18 protein-coding genes and 2 pseudogenes are annotated in these 16,899 nt (G+C 71.1%); 10 read left to right on the top strand and 10 right to left on the bottom strand.

All coding sequences use genetic code 11. From position 1 onward, the window contains the following. Positions 1-63: 63 nt before the first annotated feature. On the bottom strand, positions 64-690 hold the full coding sequence (locus OG842_RS34070) for a YigZ family protein (RefSeq protein WP_266735389.1): 627 nt from the start codon (positions 688-690) through the stop codon (positions 64-66). Between the two features lie 58 nt (positions 691-748). On the opposite strand from OG842_RS34070, the gene OG842_RS34065 reads away from it, so the two are divergent. Together OG842_RS34065 and OG842_RS34060 are read left to right on the top strand one after the other, a co-directional pair. Beyond that, positions 749-1,159 carry a CoA-binding protein gene (locus tag OG842_RS34065; protein ID WP_266735390.1) on the top strand — a complete coding sequence of 137 codons (411 nt, stop codon included), beginning with the start codon at positions 749-751 and terminating at the stop codon, positions 1,157-1,159. Between the two features lie 81 nt (positions 1,160-1,240). Further along, on the top strand, positions 1,241-2,089 hold the full coding sequence (locus tag OG842_RS34060; protein ID WP_266735392.1) for an aminoglycoside N(3)-acetyltransferase: 849 nt from the start codon (positions 1,241-1,243) through the stop codon (positions 2,087-2,089). A gap of 23 nt (positions 2,090-2,112) precedes the next feature. Here OG842_RS34060 and OG842_RS34055 read toward each other — a convergent pair whose 3' ends face one another. Continuing rightward, positions 2,113-2,673 carry a YbaK/EbsC family protein gene (locus OG842_RS34055; protein ID WP_266735394.1) on the bottom strand — a complete coding sequence of 187 codons (561 nt, stop codon included), beginning with the start codon at positions 2,671-2,673 and terminating at the stop codon, positions 2,113-2,115. A 43-nt stretch (positions 2,674-2,716) separates the two neighbouring features. Beyond that, positions 2,717-3,289, bottom strand: coding sequence for a helix-turn-helix domain-containing protein (locus OG842_RS34050; RefSeq protein ID WP_266735396.1), 573 nt, complete (start codon positions 3,287-3,289; stop codon positions 2,717-2,719). A gap of 93 nt (positions 3,290-3,382) precedes the next feature. Here OG842_RS34050 and OG842_RS34045 point away from each other — a divergent pair, with 93 nt between their 5' ends. Beyond that, on the top strand, positions 3,383-4,249 hold the full coding sequence (locus tag OG842_RS34045) for a DMT family transporter (protein ID WP_266735397.1): 867 nt from the start codon (positions 3,383-3,385) through the stop codon (positions 4,247-4,249). Between the two features lie 6 nt (positions 4,250-4,255). On the opposite strand, the gene OG842_RS34040 is transcribed toward OG842_RS34045, so the two are convergent. Then, the gene (locus tag OG842_RS34040; protein ID WP_266735399.1) at positions 4,256-4,999 is read right to left on the bottom strand and encodes an acyltransferase; all 744 of its coding nucleotides are present in this window, start codon (positions 4,997-4,999) and stop codon (positions 4,256-4,258) included. 182 nt (positions 5,000-5,181) lie between these two features. On the opposite strand from OG842_RS34040, the gene OG842_RS34035 reads away from it, so the two are divergent. Continuing rightward, positions 5,182-5,712 (top strand): gamma carbonic anhydrase family protein, encoded by a 531-nt coding sequence (locus tag OG842_RS34035; protein WP_266735400.1) that lies wholly within the window; start codon positions 5,182-5,184, stop codon positions 5,710-5,712. Positions 5,713-5,786: 74 nt separating this feature from the next. Here the strand turns inward: OG842_RS34035 and OG842_RS34030 are convergent, their stop codons facing one another. Together OG842_RS34030 and OG842_RS34025 are read right to left on the bottom strand one after the other, a co-directional pair. Further along, entirely contained in the window at positions 5,787-6,437 is a 651-nt protein-coding gene (locus OG842_RS34030; RefSeq protein WP_266735401.1) for a DedA family protein, read from the bottom strand. Positions 6,438-6,595: 158 nt separating this feature from the next. Then, complete coding sequence (locus OG842_RS34025) at positions 6,596-7,033, bottom strand: DUF4442 domain-containing protein (protein WP_266737293.1); 438 nt, start codon at positions 7,031-7,033, stop codon at positions 6,596-6,598. A 153-nt stretch (positions 7,034-7,186) separates the two neighbouring features. Between OG842_RS34025 and OG842_RS34020 the strand changes: the two genes are divergently transcribed. Both OG842_RS34020 and OG842_RS34015 read left to right on the top strand, forming a co-directional pair. Continuing rightward, the gene (locus OG842_RS34020; protein WP_266735402.1) at positions 7,187-8,221 is read left to right on the top strand and encodes a hypothetical protein; all 1,035 of its coding nucleotides are present in this window, start codon (positions 7,187-7,189) and stop codon (positions 8,219-8,221) included. A 59-nt stretch (positions 8,222-8,280) separates the two neighbouring features. Beyond that, positions 8,281-9,585 carry an MFS transporter gene (locus OG842_RS34015; protein ID WP_266737294.1) on the top strand — a complete coding sequence of 435 codons (1,305 nt, stop codon included), beginning with the start codon at positions 8,281-8,283 and terminating at the stop codon, positions 9,583-9,585. On the opposite strand, the gene OG842_RS34010 is transcribed toward OG842_RS34015, so the two are convergent. The 3 genes from OG842_RS34010 to tuf all read right to left on the bottom strand — a co-directional run bounded on the left by OG842_RS34010 (position 9,547) and on the right by tuf (position 12,514). Continuing rightward, positions 9,547-10,392 (bottom strand): spermidine synthase, encoded by an 846-nt coding sequence (locus OG842_RS34010; protein WP_266735404.1) that lies wholly within the window; start codon positions 10,390-10,392, stop codon positions 9,547-9,549. The two genes, OG842_RS34015 and OG842_RS34010, sit on opposite strands and share 39 nt — an antisense overlap. Before the next feature lie 22 nt (positions 10,393-10,414). Next, positions 10,415-11,260, bottom strand: coding sequence for a patatin-like phospholipase family protein (locus OG842_RS34005; protein ID WP_266735406.1), 846 nt, complete (start codon positions 11,258-11,260; stop codon positions 10,415-10,417). Positions 11,261-11,326: 66 nt separating this feature from the next. Further along, complete coding sequence (gene tuf / locus OG842_RS34000) at positions 11,327-12,514, bottom strand: elongation factor Tu (RefSeq protein ID WP_266735408.1); 1,188 nt, start codon at positions 12,512-12,514, stop codon at positions 11,327-11,329. Positions 12,515-12,931: 417 nt separating this feature from the next. Between tuf and OG842_RS33995 the strand changes: the two genes are divergently transcribed. Together OG842_RS33995 and OG842_RS33990 are read left to right on the top strand one after the other, a co-directional pair. Then, positions 12,932-13,645 (top strand): TVP38/TMEM64 family protein, encoded by a 714-nt coding sequence (locus tag OG842_RS33995; protein WP_266735410.1) that lies wholly within the window; start codon positions 12,932-12,934, stop codon positions 13,643-13,645. Positions 13,646-13,847: 202 nt separating this feature from the next. Beyond that, positions 13,848-14,720 (top strand): undecaprenyl-diphosphate phosphatase, encoded by an 873-nt coding sequence (locus OG842_RS33990; RefSeq protein WP_266735412.1) that lies wholly within the window; start codon positions 13,848-13,850, stop codon positions 14,718-14,720. A 331-nt stretch (positions 14,721-15,051) separates the two neighbouring features. On the opposite strand, the pseudogene OG842_RS33985 reads toward OG842_RS33990, so the two are convergent. Next, positions 15,052-15,189, bottom strand: a pseudogene (locus OG842_RS33985) (transcriptional regulator); the annotation flags it as partial. Here OG842_RS33985 and OG842_RS33980 point away from each other — a divergent pair. Then, a pseudogene (locus OG842_RS33980) lies at positions 15,188-15,410 on the top strand (short-chain dehydrogenase); the annotation flags it as partial. The pseudogenes OG842_RS33985 and OG842_RS33980 sit on opposite strands and share 2 nt — an antisense overlap. Positions 15,411-15,772: 362 nt before the next feature. Beyond that, positions 15,773-16,720 (top strand): PP2C family protein-serine/threonine phosphatase, encoded by a 948-nt coding sequence (locus tag OG842_RS33975; protein ID WP_266735413.1) that lies wholly within the window; start codon positions 15,773-15,775, stop codon positions 16,718-16,720. The last annotated feature ends 179 nt before the right edge of the window (positions 16,721-16,899 follow it).

Genomic DNA, 16,899 nt, shown 5'->3' with positions numbered 1-16,899 from the left:
CCGGGCCGTCGCCCCGCAAGCCGGGTCCGAGCGGGGAAGGTCCTGTGGGGGCGCGGGACCCGGTCAGTCGTCCCCGTACGCCTCGCCGCCGAGCTCCAGTCCGGCCTCGCCCGCCGTCACATCGGCCAGCCAGCCGCGGAAGGACTCGACGTCGGCGTCCGGGAGCCCGATCTCGATGATGACGGCCTCCGCGTAGCGGACCTCGCGCACGGTGCGGCCGGTGGCGCGGAGGTCGTTCTCCAGCTTGCCCGCCCGTTGGTGGCCGATCGTGATCGTGGCGAGGCGGAACCGCCGGCGGGTGATGGTGCCGAGTTCGTCGAGAGCTTCGCCGACCACTCCCCCGTAGGCCCTGATCAGTCCGCCGGCGCCGAGCTTGACACCGCCGTAGTAGCGGGTGACGACAGCGACGACGTAGCGCATCTCACGGCGTGTCAGCATCTGGAGCATCGGTACGCCCGCGGTGCCTCCGGGCTCCCCGTCGTCGCTGGCCTTCTGCACGGAGGCGTCGGCGCCGATCACATAGGCGAAGCAGTTGTGGGTCGCGGTCGGGTGTTCCTTGCGGATGCGTGCGACGAAGTCCTGCGCCTCCTGCTCGGTGGCGGCGGGCGCGAGCGCGCAGATGAAGCGCGACCGGTTGATCTCGGTCTCGTGCACGCCCGCTCGGGCGACTGTCCGGTACTGCTCCTGCATCCGGCCACCCTATGCCCCGCACGGGAATGGTCCGGGGCCGCCGTCCGTTGTGCGGATCATGTACGCAGACGAAGAGACGATCCGCAGGATTCTCGTGAACGGCGGCGACACCTGGGCCGTGGTGGGCCTGTCCGGCAACCGGTCGCGTGCGGCCTACCGCGTCGCCGAGGTGCTCCGGCGCTTCGGCAAGCGGGTGGTCCCGGTGCATCCGAAGGCCGAGCGGGTGCACGGCGAGGACGGCTACGCCTCGTTGGCCGACATCCCGTTCCCGGTCGATGTGGTGGACGTCTTCGTCAACAGCGAGCTGGCGGGCCCGGTGGCCGACCAGGCGGTCGCGGCGGGTGCGGGGGCCGTCTGGTTCCAGCTCGGCGTGGTCGACCCGGAGGCGTACGCCCGCACGCGTGCGGCAGGGCTCGACATGGTCATGGACCGGTGCCCCGCCATCGAGATCCCCGCTCTGGACCGCTGAACCGCAACTGCGTTCCTCGCGCGCACGTGCCCCTCGCATGCATGTTTCGCGCCCGGCGTCCGGCTGGGAGAATGGCCCGCTGTGACCACTACCGCCGCACCGACCCACACCCACAGCCGGAGCCGGCTGGCCGGACAGCTCGCCGAGTTGGGGGTGGAGCGCGACGGCGTGCTGCTGGTGCACGCGTCGATGCGCGCGGTGGGCCCGGTGAGTGGTGGGGTCGGTGCGATCGTCGGTGCGTTGCGGGACGCCCTCGGGCACGGCACGCTCGTCGTCCCCTCCTTCACGCCGGAGAACTCCGACACCTCTCCGCACTACCTCGACCGGGTGCGCGGGCTCGGCGAACGGGATCGGGAGGCCGTGCGGGCGAGCATGCCGCCCTTCGATCCGGCGACGTCGGCCGCACCGTCGATGGGGCGGCTGTCGGAGGCCGTAAGGCTCGGCGAAGGGGCGGTGCGCAGCGGCCACCCGCAGACGTCCTTCGCCGCGCTCGGCCCACTGGCCCGGAAGCTGATGGCGGATCACAGCCCCGACTGCCACCTCGGCGAGGATTCGCCACTGGCCCGGCTCTACGATCTGCGGGCCCAGGTGCTCATGCTGGGCACCGGTTTCGACACCTGCTCCGCGTTCCACCTCGGCGAGTACCGGGTATCCGCCCCGCCCCGCCGGAACTACCGCTGTGTGGTGACGGCCGGGGGCAGCCGCCAGTGGTGGGAGTACGAGGACATCGTGCTGGACGACAGCGACTTCGCGGCCCTGGGCGCGGACTTCGCCCGCGCGGGCACGGGTGCGCAGATCCGTACGGGCCGGGTGGGGTCGTCGACGAGCCGGCTCTACCGCATCGTCGACGCCGTCGACTTCGCCGCCGGCTGGTTGCCGGCCCACCGTGCCGGTGCGGCGGCACGGGCCCTCTGCCACTCGTCCGGCTGAGGGCGCGCCCTCCCGACGGAGCTTCAGCTCCTGATGCCGAGTCCCTCGACGAGCACCGCGCCCGGCAGCGCCGCCAGTGCCTTGCCCGGGACGATCAGCTTGCCCCGGCGGCTGCCGCTGCCGATCAGCACCCACTCCTCGTCGACGACCGCGGGATCGATCAGCAGCGGCCACGCGGCGGGGAGGCCGATGGGGGTGATGCCGCCGTACTCCATGCCTGTCTCGCCGACCGCTGTGTCCATCGGGGCGAAGGACGCCTTGCGGGCGCCCAGCTGCTTGCGGACCACGCCGTTCACATCGACGCGGGTGCTGGACAGGACGAGGCAGGCCGCGAGTGTCACCTCGCCACCGCGCTTGCCCGCCACCACCACGCAATTGGCCGACCGGTCGAGCAGTTCCGCGCCGTGGTGCTCGACGAAGACCGCCGTGTCGGCGATGGCCGGATCCGAGTCGACATGGATGATCTGCTCGGCGGGGAAACCTCCCCAGCCCGCGGTCACGGCCGCGGCGACGGGAGCGGTGAGCAGATCGAGGCGGTCGGCCGCCGGAGCGGTGTTCTCGAAGGAGCCGATGGGAGCGCGCATGTGCGTCACGCTAGCAGCGGCCTCGGGTCTTCGGCCGGGTGTCTCACCGTACGGGCGGGATGGAGACGGCCATGGTCACTTCGGCCGGCTCGGAGCCGTCGTTGCGGTAGGAGTGCGGGTGGTGCGCCTCGAACGAGGCGGAGCCACCGGCCGGTACGGCGTACGGGGTGCCGTCGACGACCAGGGTGAGTTCGCCCGCGGTGACATGGAGCAGTTCGACGGTGCCCTCGGGGTGCGGGTCGGAGGCGCTGCTGTCGCCGGGCATCAGCCGCCAGGACCAGAGTTCGAGCGGCCCCCTGGCCTCCGTGCCGACGAGCAGGGTGGTGGAACTGCCCGCGTCGCTGGACCACATGCGTACCGCCTGGCTCTCGGGCACCAGCCGGACCGGTGAACCCTGCTCGTAGTCGAGCAGGGTGGTGATGCTGACCCCCAGTGCGTCGGCGAGCTTGACCGTGGTGCCGACGCTCGGGTTGGTGCGGGCCTGTTCGATCTGGATGATCATGCCTCGGCTGACCCCGGCACGGGCGGCCAGAGCGTCCAGGGTGAAGCCGCGTTCCCCCCTCCAGCGCTTGAGATTGCGCGCGAGCGACTGAGTGAGCTGATCGAGGTCAGACACATTCCGTCCAATATTTTGGATGACAGGGTCAAAAATACTGCACTACGGTGTGGTGCACTCCACCGTTCACCGCACTGTACTGCGAGGCCTGCAATGACAGCACTGTTCGCGCTGGCCACCAGCCTGCTCTGGGGGCTGGCCGACTTCGGCGGCGGGCTGCTCACCCGGCGCGTCCCCGCGCTCACCGTGGTCGTCGTCTCCCAGGCCGTCGCGGCCGTGGTGCTGGGCGCCGTCGTGGTCGCGACCGGCGGCTGGAGCGAGGCGGGCCCGCAGCTGTGGTTCGCCGTCGCGGCGGGTGTCGTCGGGCCGGTCGCGATGCTGAGCTTCTACCAGGCCCTGGCGCTCGGCCCGATGGGGGTCGTCTCCCCGCTCGGATCGCTGGGCGTCGCCGTGCCGGTGAGTGTCGGGCTCCTGGCCGGGGAACGGCCGGGGCTGCCGCAGTTCGCGGGGGTCGGCATCGCGGTGGTGGGCGTCGTGCTGGCGGGCGGCCCGCAGCTGCGCGGGGCTCCGGTGCAGCGCCGGGCGGTGCTGCTGACCCTGCTGGCCGCGTTCGGTTTCGGGGCGGTGATGTCGCTGATCGCGGAGGCGTCCTCGACGGTGACCGGGCTGTTCCTGGCGCTCTTCGTCCAGCGCCTCACCAATGTCGCGGTGGGCGGTGCGGCCTTGTACGCGTCGGTGCGCCGGGGCGCACGGGCACTGCCCGAGGAGGGCGGAGGCGCCGCGGTGCTCGCCGTACTGCCGGCCCTGGCGCTCGTCGGGCTGGCGGACGTCGCGGCCAACGGCACGTACTCGATCGCCGCGCGGCTCGGGCCGGTCACGGTGGCCGCCGTGCTCGCCTCGCTCTATCCGGTGGTCACCGCCCTGGCGGCGCGCGGCGTGCTGAAGGAGCGGCTGCGCGGGGTGCAGGCCGCCGGGGCCGGTCTCGCCCTGGTGGGCACGGTGCTGCTCGCGACCGGTTGAGGCCTGTCAGTCGGAGGTCTCGCCTGGTTCCGCCAGGGCCAGCAGCTGCTCGGGCGTGACGCCCGTCGGGATCGGCACCGGCGCGGGGGTGCGCAGTGGGGGCTGCCAGCCCTTCTCGGGATCCCAGCCGCGCACGACACGGGCGGGGGCGCCGGCCACCACCGCGTGGTCGGGCACCTCGCCCCGTACCACCGCACCCGCGGCGACCACCACATTGCGCCCGAGCGTGGCCCCCGGGAGGATCACCGCTCCGGTGCCGATCCAGCAGCCCGGCCCGATGGCGACCGGCTCCATGCGGGGCCACTGCCGGCCGACCGGCTCGTGCGGATCGTCGTAGCTGTGGTTCGTCGACGTGATGTAGACGTACGGCCCGCAGTACGTGTCCGGGCCGATGGCCACCGTGGTGTCGGCGACCACATGGCTGCCCCGGCCGAGCACCACCCCGTCGCCCAGGGTCAGGATCGGGTCGGGACCGAGATCGAGGTCGGGCATGAGCCCGGCCGTCAGGGTGACCTGCTCGCCGATCACGCAGTGCGAGCCGAGCTCGATCCACGGCTCGCCGAAGACCGTGCCCTGCGGGAAGGCCAGCCGGGTGCCTTCGCCGATCCGGCGGAAGCGCAGCGCACCCGGCCGGTCCGCGGTGACCGCGCCCGTCTCCTGCACCCATCGCCAGCCACGGTGGAAGGCCCGGGACAGGGCGCGTCGCCGCCAGGCGGCAAGGGAAGAGAACGTGTTCCTGTTCTTCGGCACTCGCTCACGGTAGTCGGCGGCGCCCGAGTCGATCGCCGCGGCGACCTGTGATGTTCACCCCACTCGGTCGCGGCCGCCCGGCCGTCGCCTACCGTTCCTCCAGGCGCGATCGAACAGCCGTGGCCGGCTGCCGGGACCGGACAGCCTCGGCCGCGCGACACCTGAGCACGGAGGAACGGGCGATGGCACAACAGGCGTTGATCACGGGAATGGGCGGCAAGGAGCCGGACATCGACGTGGATGCCTTCACGGCACCGACGTCGGTCGTCATCGGTGAGATCACGATGGCCGCGGGCTCCAGCGTCTGGTACCACGCCGTACTGCGCGCCGACTGCGGGCCGATCGTCATCGGTGCCGACAGCAACATCCAGGACAACTGCAGCGTCCACGGCGACCCCGGGTTCCCCGTCACGGTCGGCGAGCGCGTCTCGGTCGGGCACAACGCCGTGCTCCACGGCTGCACCATCGAGGACGATGTCCTGGTCGGCATGGGCGCCACCGTGCTCAACGGCGCGCACATCGGCGCGGGTTCGCTGATCGCGGCACAGGCCCTGGTCCCGCAGGGAATGCGGGTGCCGCCGGGTTCGCTGGTCGCCGGGGTCCCCGCCAAGGTGAAGCGGCCGCTGACCGAGGAGGAACTCGAAGGCATCAGGTTCAACGCGGTCGGTTACGTGGAGCTGGCCAAGGCGCACCGCCAGGCCCACGAGGGCTGAGCCCGGCGGGCGGTGCGTGAATCGCACCGCCCGGTCCGTGGCGTCGCCGTACGGTCCGTGGCGTCCCCCTACGGTCAGTCGGTGGCCACGACCGTCGCCGACTCGGGCGCCGGGGCGGCCGACGCCGCCTTCTTGGCGCGGTTCTTCACGATCAGCATCGAGGCGATACCGATCAGCACCGCGACCACGAGGCCGAGGTAGGAGAACCGCTTGAGCCATGCCTCGGCGACGACTCCCACCGAGTAGATGACGGCCGTGGTGCCGCCCGCCCAGACGATGCCACCGAGCACATTGGCGATCAGGAACTTCCAGTACGGCATGTGCAGTACGCCTGCCAGCGGACCCGCGAAGATCCTCAGCAGCGCCACGAAGCGGCCGAAGAACACCGCCCACATCCCCCACTTCTCGAACGACCGCTCCGCCATCGCGATCTGGCTCTCGCCGAAGTGCTTGGGGAACTTCCCGCCCAGCTTGGCCAGCAGCGGGCGTCCGCCCTTGCGGCCGATGGCGTATCCGATCGAGTCACCGATGATCGCGCCGGCCGAGGCGCAGGCACCGACCATCCACGGGTTGATTCCGTCGTGCCCGGCGGCCAGGAGCGCCGCGCTGATCAGGACGATCTCGCCCGGCAGCGGGATGCCGAGGCTCTCCAGCCCGATGACCGCGGCCACCAGTGCGTAGACGCTGACCGCGGGGATGGTCTCCAGCCATTCCTGGATGTGCAACGCCGGTTCCTCCCGTAACTGATGCCTGTTGCCCGCCGGGCAACTCCTCGGCGCACGGCGGGAAGCCTACCTGTCCCGCCAGTTGCCCGGACAGCCCGAAAAGCCGCCACGCGCCCTCCCCCGGGGCACGTGGCGGCACTTCGCGAAGCCGGCCGGAATCAGGCGTTGGGGCGCAGCGTCCAGACGACCGTCATCTCACCGGTCACCGCGCCGTCCGCGCGCTGGATCTCGATGGTCACGGGGAACTCCGGCCGCTTGCCCTCGTCGAGTTCGGCAATGACCTCGGCCACCGGGCGGCCGAGGGTCGCCGTCGCGGTGACGACTCCCTTGGCCAGCTTCTTGTAGCCGATCTCCGCCTTCACCGCGAGCGGCACGGCGCGCGACATCTGGTCGCCGAAGGCGGCGATGACGATCGCCCCGCTCGCCGATTCCGCCAGCGTGAACATCGCTCCGGCGTGCGGTCCGCCGATGTGGTTGTGGTACTCGGCCTGGTCCGGCAGGCGGACCACCGCGCGCTCGGCGGTCGTCTCCAGGAATTCGAGGTTGAGGGTCCGGGCCATCGGAACCGTTGCGACGAGCATCTCGCCGACGGTCATCTGTTCAGCACTCATGGCCAGATGTTACTCACGAGTAGAACTTTTTGGCCATCCCCGGGAGCCTCGGGTGGTCCTCCCCGATCGCTTCCTTCACCGTCCGCACACAGGGGCGGGCGTAGCAGACCGGCCACCGCCCCTCTATCGTTACTCGCCATGTGGCCAGGACAGCAGCCGCCCGGGGGCGAGCAAAACCCGCAGGACCAGAATCAGAACCCGTACCAGCAGCCGGGGTACCAGCAGCCGAATCCCTATCAGCAGCCGGGATATCAGCAGCAGGGACAGCAGCCCGGCTACGCGCAGCCGAACCCGTACCAGCAGCCGACCGTGCCGCAGTACGCGGTGCCCGGTCCGCCCGGTGCTCCGCAGCCCGGCGACAACAACAAGAAGAAGACCACCGCCATCGCGATCGTCGCGGCCACCGCGGTGGTCGTGGCCGCCGTGGTGACCGGTGTCGTCGTGATGAACAAGGACGACAAGGGCAAGGACGTCGCCGACGACAAGCAGTCCTCGGCACCCGCCAAGCCGTCAGGTTCCGCCTCCGCGTCCGGCGAGGCGAACCCGCGCGGCGAGGACGGAGACCCCAAGCCCCTCATCCCCGGGTGGAAGGTCGTCACCAACCCCAAGTGGGGCACGCAGTTCGACGTGCCTGGGGACTGGGAGGTCGGGGGGCCCGGCACAGGCTCGTACTTCGAGGACGAGAAGAAGGGGGACGGCTCGCCCCTCATCCTCTTCTCCGCGCCGGCGTTCTTCCAGAAGAAGTGGTGCGTGGACGACACCGACAAGGACGGCGTCAAGGAGGACATGAGCCTCGCGAGCGCCGGCACCAGAGGCGCCCAGGGCGCCACCGACGCCGCCAAGAACGCCCACAGCGAGGCCGGCACCTGGGTGTGGGCCGCCTACGCGCAGCACATGCCGGAGAGCACCATCAAGTTCACCGAGGCCAAGCAGTACACCACCAAGTCGGGTCTCACCGGCCAGGTCGTCACCGCCACCGCCCCGAACGTCACGAAGAAGGAGAAGTGCGACAGCGACGGCAAGGCCATCGCCTTCACCTTCAAGAACAAGAAGGGTGAGTTCGCGTCCTGGGTCCTGTACGGAGCCGACTCCGTCAAGGACGAACTCCCCGACACGACGATCGAGAAGATCCTGAGCACCGTGCGGCTGGTGGACGTCACCCCCGCCCCCTGACCCCGTTCCTTCCGCCGGGAAATCAGTTGGCACGGCGGGGGCGCGGCGGCGATAGTCCCCTGGTGACTGTCGCCGCCTCCGCATCCCGTCCGCCGCACCCCGGCCGCAACTACCGTCTGCTGACCGCCGCCGCGATCATCACGGGCCTGGGTACCCATGGCGCGCTGATCGCGGCGGCGTTCGCCGTTCTGAAGGCGGGCGGTGACGGCGGCGACGTCGGTCTGGTGGCCGCCGCCAGGACCGCGCCCCTGGTGCTCTTCCTGCTGATCGGCGGGGCGATCGCGGACCGGCTGCCGCGCCACCGGGTGATGGTCGCGGCCAACACCCTCAACTGCCTCTCGCAGGCCGCGTTCGCCTGGCTGGTCCTGGCCGGTGACCCGAAGCTGTGGCAGATGATGCTGCTCACCGCGTTGTGCGGCACCGGGCAGGCGTTCTTCAACCCGGCTGCCGAGGGCATGCTGATGTCCAGCGTCAGCCGTGAGCAGGCGAGCCGTGCCTTCGCGCTGTTCCGGATGGCCACGCAGGGCGCGACGATCGGCGGCGCGGCACTCGGCGGCGCCATGATCGCGGCGATGGATCCCGGCTGGGTGCTGGCCGTCGACGCCGCGGCCTTCGCGGTGGCGGGTGCGCTGCGCGCGTTCCTGGACGTCGGTCACATTCCCCCGCGCACTCCGGGCGGCGGCCTGCTCGCCGACATGCGGGACGGCTGGCAGGAGTTCATCGGCCGCTCCTGGCTGTGGAGCATCGTGGCCCAGTTCTCGGTGGTGGTCGCCGCCGTGGGTGCGGCCGAGTCGGTGTACGGTCCGCTGGTCGCCCGGGACGAGCTCGGTGGCGCCCGCCCCTGGGGCTTCGCGCTCGCCGCGTTCGGGGCCGGCACCTTGGGCGGGGCGCTGCTGATGACGCGCTGGAAGCCCAGGCGGCTGCTGCTGGCCGGAACGCTCTGCGTCTTCCCGCTGGCGCTGCCGTCGGCGGGCCTCGCGGTGCCGTTGCCCGTGGGCGCGCTCTGCGCGGTGATGTTCGTCAGCGGCGTCGCCATCGAGGTGTTCGGGGTCTCGTGGATGACGGCCATGCACCAGGAGATCCCGGAGGAGAAGCTCTCGCGCGTCTCGGCGTACGACTGGTTCGGCTCGGTGGCGATGATGCCGGTCGCCACCGCGCTCGCCGGTCCGGTGGAGTCGCTGGTCGGGCGGAGCGAGGCCCTGTGGGGGTGCGCGGCGCTGATCGTGCTGGTCACCGGGGCCGTGCTGTTCGTTCCGGAGGTACGCCGGCTGACCCGGGCCCCGGAGATCACCGAGGTCGCGGCGGGGAAGGACCGGGGGCCGGTGTCAGCCGATGCTGAAGGCTCCGTCGGGCGGCTCGGGTGAGGCGACCGCCTCACCGTCGCCGACGGGCCGGGCGCCACCGGCCAGCCGGTCCAGCGCGGCACCGTACTCGACCCGGGCGGGGAAGGCGTCGCCGGCGCAGCGACGGGTCAGCGCAGCGGTGTCGATGGGGCTCGGCGAGGCGACCAGGATGACGTTGCCGAAGCGCCGGCCGCGCAGCACCGCGGGTTCGGCGATGAGCGCGAGTTCCTCGAAGACGGCCGCGACGGTGGCCAGTTGGGAGCGGAGGAAGCCGAAGGGCGCGCCGTCCGCGAGGTTCGCCGCGTAGATCCCGTGGTCCCGCAGCGTACGGCGGGCAGCCCGCGCGTACTCGACGGAGGTGAGGTGGGCGGGCACCCGCGAGCCGCCGAAGACATCCGCGATCAGGATGTCGAGGGAAGCGGGCGCGGTCCGCTCCAGCAGGCCCCGGGCGTCCGTGCCGTGCACGGTGATCCCGCTGTGGTCGGGGAGCGGAAGCTGCTCGGCGACCAGTTCGAGGAGCCCGAGATCGGCCTCTGCGACGTCCTGGCGGGAGCCGGGTCTGGTCGCGGCGGTGTAGCGGGGCAGGGTGAGCGCACCGCCGCCGAGGTGGAGTACGTCCAGCGGTGCGCCCGGCCCGGCCGCGCAGTCGACGACATGGGCGAGCCGCCGGGCGTACTCGAACTCGAGGTGCTCCGGCGCGTCGAGGTCGACGTAGGACTGGGGCGCCCCGTCGACGGTGAGCAGCCAGGCCCGGTCCCGGTCCACGTCGGGGAGGAGTCTGGCGGTGCCCTGGTCCACGTCCCGGATGACGGGTATCGAGTCGTTCACTCCCCCATTGTGGGGTGCCGGATCAGCTGCTCAGCACCGTGGCGACGGCTTCGGTGTGTGCGGCCGACTGTTCGAGCCCGGCGCGGGCCGCCGCTGCCCGGCAGCTCGGGTCGAGGGGGTTGCGGCCGAATGCCTTCTTCGCGGCCGCGTCCGGGGTGATGACCTCGACCCGGGCACCGTCCGCGGCGAGTGCGGCCGCCTGTGAGCGCGGTGAGGCGATGGCCTTGTTGCCGCTCGCCGAGGGCGCGATGACGACGACGCGTCCGTATCCGGCGGCGAGCTGGGCGTTGGCCGTGGAGTGCACCCCGCCGTCGATCCAGGTCCGCCCCTGAATACGGGTGACGGGCCAGACGCCGGGGACCGCGCAGCTCGCCGTGACGGCGTCGACGAGGGATACCTCACCGTCCCTGTCGAACGTGTGGAGTTCACCGGTCGTGGCGTCGACGGCGGTGACGAGCAGGGGCCTCCCAGGCCACTCCGGCGACAGGAGACGGCTCGCGATCGCCTCGCGTCGTTGCTCCTCGGTGATGCCGGGCCGGGCGTCCTGCGCGATCCTGCCCAGCTTCCGGCCGTACGCCTCGGGGGTCCGCGCGGAGAGTACGGCCCCCGCGTACCGCAGCAGCATGAGCGGGCCGAGCCTGCCGCCCGTCATGTCCTGCGGATCAGCGAGCTGGAGTTCGTAGAGTTCGGGAAGACCGAGCAGTCCGGAGGCCAACTGCGCGCCGACCACCGCTCCCGCCGAGCTGCCGATGATCAGATCCGCCGCGGAGAGGTCCACGCCCGCCTTCGCGAGGCCGTGCAGGATCCCGGTCTCCCACGCACTGCCGGTGACTCCACCGGCACCGAGCACCAATGCTGTGTCTGTCATGCCGTCAGTCTCGCGCACGGCACGGGCCCGCCTCCCGCGGGGTACGGGAAGCGGGCCCTTGGCGGTTCAGAGCAGCCCGGTGACGGTCCCGGCGCCGACCGTGCGGCCGCCCTCGCGGATCGCGAAGCCGAGTCCGCTCTCCAGCGGGACGTCACGTCCCAGCTCGACGGTCAGGTCGACCGTGTCACCGGGGCGCGCCACCGCCACCGCACCGAGGTCGACGTCGCCGACGACGTCCGCGGTGCGGATGTAGAACTGCGGCCGGTACCCGGTGGTGACCGGGGTGGTCCGGCCGCCCTCCTTCGCCGACAGGACGTACACCTGCGCGGTGAAGCGCCGGCTCGGCGTCACACTGCCCGGCGCCGCGACCACATGGCCGCGTCGCACCCGGTCGCGCTCCACCCCGCGCAGCAGCAGCGCCACGTTGTCGCCGGCCTCCGCGGACTCCATCGGCTTCCCGAAGGTCTCCAGGCCGGTGACGACCGTCTCGATGTCCGGGTCCGGTCCGAGCACCGAGACCCGGTCGCCGGTACGGACCGTGCCGCGCTCCACGGCTCCGGTGACGACGGTGCCCCGGCCGGTGATGGTCAGGACGTTCTCCACCGACAGCAGGAACGGCGCGTCGGTGTACCTGACCGGCATCGGCACATACGTGTCGACCGCGTCCAGCAGCGCCTCGACGGCCGCGGTCCAGCGCGGGTCGCCCTCCAGAGCCTTCAGCCCCGACACCCGTACGACGGGAACGGAGTCCCCGCCGTAGCCGTGCGCGGAGAGCAGCTCACGGACCTCCAGCTCGACCAGGTCGGTCAGCACTGTGTCCTCGCCGTCGTCGACGGCGTCCGCCTTGTTGAGGGCGACCACGATGTGGTCGACACCGACCTGACGCGCGAGCAGCACGTGCTCGGCGGTCTGCGGCATGATCCCGTCGAGCGCGGAGACGACCAGGATCGCCCCGTCGAGCTGGGCGGCGCCGGTGACCATGTTCTTGATGTAGTCGGCGTGCCCGGGCATGTCGACGTGCGCGTAGTGGCGGGTGTCGGTCTCGTACTCGACGTGCGCGATGTTGATGGTGATGCCGCGCTGCGTCTCCTCCGGCGCCCGGTCGATCCGGTCGAACGGGACGAACGTGCCGGTCCCCCGGTCGCTGAGGACCTTGGTGATGGCGGCGGTCAGGGTGGTCTTGCCGTGGTCGACGTGGCCCATGGTGCCGATGTTGAGGTGCGGCTTGGTGCGCACGTATGCCTTCTTGGGCATGGCTCATTCCTTGGTGTTCGAAGCTGAGAGAGAAGACCCCAGGGCCCGGCCGACCCTCCCCTTGCGGGGTCCGCCGGACTGTCGGGGGAGGGTCAGCTTCGGGCGCCGCCGATGGGCGCGGCAGCAGCGGTGAACGCTGCCGCTGCGACAGGTGCCGCTGCGATGAAGGGGCTCACGGCAGCCTTCGGCGCGTCCGCGACTGCGGACGGCGCTGCGAGGAAGGCGTACCGGAACATGGGTCCGATCATGTCCGACGGGCCCGGCGGCGTCGAATGGTTTTCCGGCGTACGCCGCGGTGCGGGCAAGGGAGTTCGGCCGGCCCCCGACGCCGGGCGGACGACGGAAACGGGATCGGCGGACCGACCCCTGCCGTGTGCGTTACGACGATCACCCACCGGTGTCGGTTACTCTCCCGGCATGCTCGACCCCGTCCCCGCAGCCCGGCCCGCCCCCGGCCTCGCCGTGCGCTGCACGAGGGCGCTGCTCTCGCCCTGGTCCCGGTTCTCGCTGCTCGTGGCCGTGCTGCTGGGTGCCGCGGCGACGATGCTCCTCCTCCAGCCCCAGCGGCTGCTCGCCACCGGCTGGCCCGCCCAGCTCAGCGGCGGCGCCGTGGCGGTGGTCCTCTTCGGTGTCGCGTACGGCGTGTGCACCGTGGCCTTCGTTCCCCGGCCGCTGCTCAATCTCGCCGCGGGCGCTCTCTTCGGTACGCAGGCGGGGCTGGCCGCCGCGCTGGCGGGGACGGTGCTCGGCGCGGGCATCTCGTTCGGGCTGGGCAGGGTGCTGGGGCAGGACGCGCTCCGTACGCTGCTGCGCGGACGGTGGTTGAAGGCGGCGGACGGCCAGTTGAGCAGGCACGGGTTCCGCTCGATGCTGGCGCTGCGGCTGTTCCCGGGCGTGCCGTTCGCGGCGGCCAACTACTGCGCGGCGGTGTCGCGCATGGGGTATCCGCCGTTCCTGGTCGCCACCGGTCTCGGCTCGATCCCGAACACCGCGGCGTATGTCGTCGCGGGCAGCGAGGCCACGTCACCGACATCGCCGGCGTTCCTGGCCGCGATGGGTTTCATCGTGCTGACGGGGCTCGGCGCGGCCGTCGTCGCCTGGCGCAAGCGCCACCGGCTGGCCGCCGAGTGAGCAGGGGCGCCCGGAGGCTGTCGGCGGAAGGCCCGGGGGACGCGTAACGCTGTTCATCTGAGGGCGGTACCCTGCCCGCGACCGACCGAAGATCTCCGGGGCCCGTCATGGCCCTGTCCTCATTCGACCGCAATGCGCACACTGCCGACGGCCCTCATCGCCGTCTGCCGATGCACGATCACTCCGGGATGGCCAAAGCCCCATGAGCTGGTTCGAATCGTTCGTCCTGGGCCTCGTTCAGGGACTGACCGAGTTCCTGCCGATCTCCTCCAGCGCACATCTGCGGCTCACCGCAGCTTTCGCCGGCTGGCACGACCCGGGTGCGGCGTTCACCGCCATCACCCAGATCGGCACGGAGGCGGCAGTCCTCATCTACTTCCGCAAGGACATCGTCCGGATCGTCTCGGCCTGGCTCCGTTCGCTGACCGACCGGTCGATGCGCGGCGACCACGATGCCAAGATGGGCTGGCTGGTCATCGTGGGCTCCATCCCCATCGGCGTGCTCGGGGTGACGTTCAAGGACCAGATCGAGGGCCCGTTCCGTGATCTGCGGCTGATCGCCACCACGCTGATCGTGATGGGCATCGTCCTCGGCATCGCCGACCGTCTCGCCGCCCGCGACGAGGTGGGCGGGAAGCACCGGGCCGCCAAGGAGCGCAAGACGCTCAGGGAACTCGGTGTGAAGGACGGCCTGATCTTCGGCTTCTGCCAGGCGATGGCGCTGATCCCGGGTGTCTCCCGCTCCGGAGCGACCATCAGCGGCGGTCTGCTGATGGGCTACACCCGTGAGGCCGCGGCCCGGTACTCCTTCCTGCTCGCGATCCCGGCGGTGCTCGCCTCGGGCGTCTTCGAGCTGAAGGATGCGGGCGAGGGGCACGTCTCGTGGGGGCCGACGATCTTCGCGACCGTTATCGCGTTCGGTGTGGGGTACGCGGTCATCGCCTGGTTCATGAAGTTCATCACGACCAAGAGCTTCATGCCGTTCGTCATCTACCGGATCATTTTGGGCATTTTGCTCTTTGTCCTGGTCGGCGCGGGAGTCCTGAGCCCGCACGCGGGCGAGTCCGCCGGGTGATCAACTCTCCACTTCTATTCCGATCCAGCGCTTTCCAGCATTCCCGTGCATCCGCGCGCCATGATCGTCTCCCACTCGCCTCCCGGTCTTCTCCCGCTTTTCCCACGCAGGAGCCGAAGAGGAAGACAGCATGAGCATGTGCTATCGCAAAGCCGGAGAGCAATAAGGAGGGCCCGCACAGCCAGTGCCGTGCGGGCGAGCGCTCAGTCTCAAGGGCAGGTCACCGGAGCAGGGCGATCGCCCCCGTCGCGGCGGCGCCCACGACGCCGGCCATCGCACCAACCATGCCGAGCAGCCACCGCCGGACCTTGAGCGCGTCGACCTCGGTCCCCAGCTCGTTCAGGATCCGGGCCGATGGCCGGGGCCCCCAGGCCTGCTCCATCCGCGTGCAGTAGTCGAGCGAAATGTGGGCGAGCTCCGCCACCTCTTCGCGGCGCAGACCCGGTGTGCGGCGGTCGGTGACCGTAGCCGCCGGCACTGGCGACGGCGCCGCCTACCGGTCGCCCAAGGCCGCCCTCACCGTCCTCCATGCCCAGACGCCGGCCGGGGAGGGCTTCAAGGTCGACGCGCTCGCCTCCGGCCTGCGGGCCACCGATCTCGACCCCCGGGCCGCTGCTGCCGGTGACGACCCGGCCGAGGCCGCCGCTCCGCTTGGCCCTGCTGCCGGACAGCGGCCCCAGCGGTGGGTGATCCAGGCTCGGCGGATCGGGCTACGGTCGGTGATGATGGTGTCGGCGAGATCGAAGAAAGCGCTGATGGTGCGCTTGATGACCCACCTTCGGCGTCCGAGCCGTTCCTGGTTGTCCTGGGCCTGACGGGCTACCGGTTCCGCGTCCGGCCGATGCGCCGCAATCGCCCTATAAGCTGACCATGTGAACTTTTCGGGTCGATTTCGGCGTTTTGCCGATAGCAGCCTCGGGGAGCGGGTGACGCGTCTGGCGCCCCTGGCACTGATCGCCATCATCACTGTGGTTTCCTATGTCAGTCCGAGCAACCTCCACTTCAGTCGCTTTCTCTCTCTCGCCCCCGTTTTCGCTGCCTCGGTCTGGCCAGTGATCGGAACGGTGGCCATAGGTGTGCTCGCCGCAGCCATCGACGTAGTGATCGCCGTGACCATCGGTGGTGTGAGTGAGGAGCGCACACACCTGTTCACCCTCGCGGTGATCGCGGGCGCCACAGCCGCGGCCGCCTTCGCCAGCCATGTGCGCCAGCAGCGGGAGCAGACCCTCGCCGACGTTCGTTCCGTCGCCGAGACGACCCAGAAAGTCCTGCTGCGCCCCATGCCGCACCACCTCGGCCGGCTGGACATCGAGGCTCTGTACCTGGCCGCCGCGGCCCAGGCCCGCGTAGGCGGCGACTTCTACGAGGCATTGGAGACAGTCCACGGCGTCCGCCTGATCATCGGAGACGTGCGCGGCAAGGGCCTCCCTGCGGTCGGCATGGCCTCAGCGATCCTCGGCTGCTTCCGGGAGGCCGCGTACGACGAGCCGGACCTGGCACGACTGGCACGCCGACTGGACGTCAGCACGAGCCGCTCCACCGCACTGCTGCCCGGCGACCGGATGGAGTACTTCGCCACGGCCGTGCTCGTCGAGATCCCCGACGACGGATCGGCTGTCGGCATCGTCAACCTGGGACACCCCCCTCCGCTGCTGCTCAGCGCGGGAACGGTCCACGAGGTCACCCCCACGGCTCCCTCAGCACCCATCAACATGGGTGCGCTGGTCGGGGAGGACTACTGCATCGACACCTTCCCCTTCGTCGCCGAGGACCAGCTGCTGCTCTACACCGACGGCGTCACAGAGACCCGCGACCACACCGGCGCGTTCTTCCCGCTGGTGCAGCACGCGACCCAGTGGGACACGGGCTCCCCGTCCCGGCTGCTCGGACAGTTGCACAGCGACCTGGTCCGCTTCAGCCACGACCGTCTCGACGACGACATCGCGGCAATCGCCGTCCGTGCGGAGGCCGGCACACCGTCGTGCGGGCGGGGTCGGTGAAGGTCTTGTCTCACTTAAAACTCGCGCGGCTAGGCGTGCGCTCCCCGGGCCCGGCACGCCATGTGCCTGCACGTCGGCGGCTGCCACACGGCGAAGAACGCTCGCGGCGTCACCAGAGAACAGGCGCGGCGGCCGGGGTGCGCCTCGGCAAAGTGGTCTGTGACGACGGGAAGCCCGTC

The sequence above is a fragment of the Streptomyces sp. NBC_00376 genome (assembly GCF_036077095.1).
In the GTDB taxonomy this organism is placed as follows: Bacteria; Actinomycetota; Actinomycetes; order Streptomycetales; family Streptomycetaceae; genus Streptomyces.
The sequence above is the reverse complement of the archived record's forward strand: the minus strand, read 5'-3'. Positions and strand labels throughout refer to the sequence as shown.

What these genes read in the sequence shown, in the direction of transcription:
- tuf (WP_266735408.1), bottom strand. Translation starts at nt 12,514, where the DNA reads ATGCCCAAGAAGGCATACGTGCGCACCAAGCCGCACCTCAACATCGGC.
- OG842_RS34035 (WP_266735400.1), top strand. Translation starts at nt 5,182, where the DNA reads ATGGCACAACAGGCGTTGATCACGGGAATGGGCGGCAAGGAGCCGGAC.
- OG842_RS34055 (WP_266735394.1), bottom strand. Translation starts at nt 2,673, where the DNA reads ATGCGCGCTCCCATCGGCTCCTTCGAGAACACCGCTCCGGCGGCCGAC.
- OG842_RS33995 (WP_266735410.1), top strand. Translation starts at nt 12,932, where the DNA reads ATGCTCGACCCCGTCCCCGCAGCCCGGCCCGCCCCCGGCCTCGCCGTG.
- OG842_RS34070 (WP_266735389.1), bottom strand. Translation starts at nt 690, where the DNA reads ATGCAGGAGCAGTACCGGACAGTCGCCCGAGCGGGCGTGCACGAGACC.
- OG842_RS34025 (WP_266737293.1), bottom strand. Translation starts at nt 7,033, where the DNA reads ATGACCGTCGGCGAGATGCTCGTCGCAACGGTTCCGATGGCCCGGACC.
- OG842_RS33990 (WP_266735412.1), top strand. Translation starts at nt 13,848, where the DNA reads ATGAGCTGGTTCGAATCGTTCGTCCTGGGCCTCGTTCAGGGACTGACC.
- OG842_RS34045 (WP_266735397.1), top strand. Translation starts at nt 3,383, where the DNA reads ATGACAGCACTGTTCGCGCTGGCCACCAGCCTGCTCTGGGGGCTGGCC.
- OG842_RS34065 (WP_266735390.1), top strand. Translation starts at nt 749, where the DNA reads ATGTACGCAGACGAAGAGACGATCCGCAGGATTCTCGTGAACGGCGGC.
- OG842_RS34005 (WP_266735406.1), bottom strand. Translation starts at nt 11,260, where the DNA reads ATGACAGACACAGCATTGGTGCTCGGTGCCGGTGGAGTCACCGGCAGT.
- OG842_RS34020 (WP_266735402.1), top strand. Translation starts at nt 7,187, where the DNA reads ATGTGGCCAGGACAGCAGCCGCCCGGGGGCGAGCAAAACCCGCAGGAC.